The organism is Streptomyces sp. SID14478 (assembly GCF_010548525.1).
Lineage (GTDB): Bacteria > Actinomycetota > Actinomycetes > Streptomycetales > Streptomycetaceae > Streptomyces.
This window is the reverse complement of the sequence record NZ_JAAGMG010001248.1, coordinates 1-1,498: the sequence shown is the minus strand read 5'-3', so window position 1 is coordinate 1,498 and position 1,498 is coordinate 1. Positions and strand designations below refer to the sequence as shown.

Genomic DNA, 1,498 nt, shown 5'->3' with positions numbered 1-1,498 from the left:
GCGGGCGCCGTTCGCGGCGAGCAGGCGGGCCGTTGCCGCGCCCATGCCGCTGGCGGCGCCGGTGACGAGGGCGGTGCGGCCGGCGAGTGCTTCGTACGACATGGGAACTCCCTGTGGTGTGGTGCGCCGTTCGGTGTGCACCCAGCTTGCGGCGGCCCGCGCGGCTTACCCAGGGCAGGGCTTTTCCTGGGTCCGCCAGTACCAGGATGCGGGCGCGGCCGTTGCCTAGGATCGACGTCATGAACGCACTCGGCGACACCGGTGACATAGGCGACTTCCTGCGCTCGCGGCGCGCCCGCATCCAGCCCGAGGAGGTCGGCCTGGCGGGGCACGGACGGCGCCGGGTGCCGGGGCTGCGCCGCGAGGAGGTCGCCCAGCTCGCCGGGGTCAGCGTCGACTACTACATCCGCCTGGAACAGGGCAGGGGCACCTCGGTGTCGGACGCCGTGCTCGACTCCATCGCCCGCGTCCTGCACCTCGACGACACCGAGCAGGGATATCTGCGCGCCGTCGCCCGCCCCGCCGAGACCCGCCGCAGGGCCGCGGGACGCCCGGCCGCGCAGCAGGTCAGGCCCGGACTGCGGCTGCTCCTTGCCACCATCGAGAAGGCCCCGGCGTTCGTGCTCGGCCGCCGCATGGACGTCCTGGCGTGGAACCCGCTCGGCGACGCGGTGGTCGGCTTCTCGGCGATGGCCCCCAAGGACCGCAACATGCCGCGCCAGGTCTTCCTCAACCCGGCGGCCCGCGACCTGTACCCGGACTGGCCTGCCGTCGCCGCCGAGACGGTCGCCTATCTCCGCCTGGACGCGGGCGACCACCCACAGGATCCTCAACTGGCCACGCTGGTCGGTGAGTTGTCGCTGGGCAGCGAGGACTTCCGGCGGCTGTGGGCGGACCACCAGGTCCGCGAGAAGCGGCACGGCGCCAAGCGCATCCAGCACCCCGTCGTGGGGGAACTGTCCCTGCCCTACGAGACGTTGACGGTCGCCGGGGAGCCGGAGCAGGCGCTCGTCGTGTACACCCCCGAGCCCGGCTCGGTGACCGAGGAGCGGCTGCGCATGCTGGGCAGCTGGGCTCTCACGTAGCTCTCACCCCACCCTCAGAAACCGTCGCTAACCTCCCGCCCCAGACGGACCGTGCCGGAGGAGGAAACGGTGACGCGCGGAGCGCAGGGGCTGGTCAGGACGGCGGTCGTGGTGCGGGCCGGAGCCGCCCCGATGTGGTGGCTCGGGGTCGCCGCGGCCGGTATCGGGGTGCTGCCCGCCGGATTCACCGGCCGGCGGATCGGGGTGCTCGGCGGGGCCGTGCTGTTCCTCGCGGTCGCGGCGGCGGTGGCGTACACCCGCAGGAAGCGGTACGTGGCGCTGGGCCGCGGAGCGAGCCGGGCCGGGAAGTTCGACGTGCTGCAGGACCGGCAGGTCACCGTGCGCAACTGGCGGCGCGGGCACCGGTGGTGGCTGGCGCTCGCCTTCCTGGCGGCGCTCGCCGGCGCCTTCGC

The 1,498-nt window shown here is 73.9% G+C and carries 1 protein-coding gene and 2 pseudogenes; 2 read left to right on the top strand and 1 reads right to left on the bottom strand.

The window, feature by feature from the left end:
• A pseudogene (locus G3I40_RS47735) lies at nt 1-102 on the bottom strand (short-chain dehydrogenase); the annotation flags it as partial.
• Between the two features lie 137 nt (nt 103-239).
• Between G3I40_RS47735 and G3I40_RS39930 the strand changes: the two are divergent.
• Both G3I40_RS39930 and G3I40_RS39925 read left to right on the top strand, forming a co-directional pair.
• Nucleotides 240-1,085, top strand: a complete 846-nt coding sequence (locus G3I40_RS39930) for a helix-turn-helix transcriptional regulator (protein WP_164559717.1) — start codon at nt 240-242, stop codon at nt 1,083-1,085.
• Between the two features lie 69 nt (nt 1,086-1,154).
• Nucleotides 1,155-1,498, top strand: a pseudogene (locus G3I40_RS39925) (hypothetical protein); the annotation flags it as partial.

Excerpts from the sequence above, each read along its gene's own strand:
- G3I40_RS39930 (WP_164559717.1), top strand. The coding sequence starts at position 240 with ATGAACGCACTCGGCGACACCGGTGACATAGGCGACTTCCTGCGCTCG.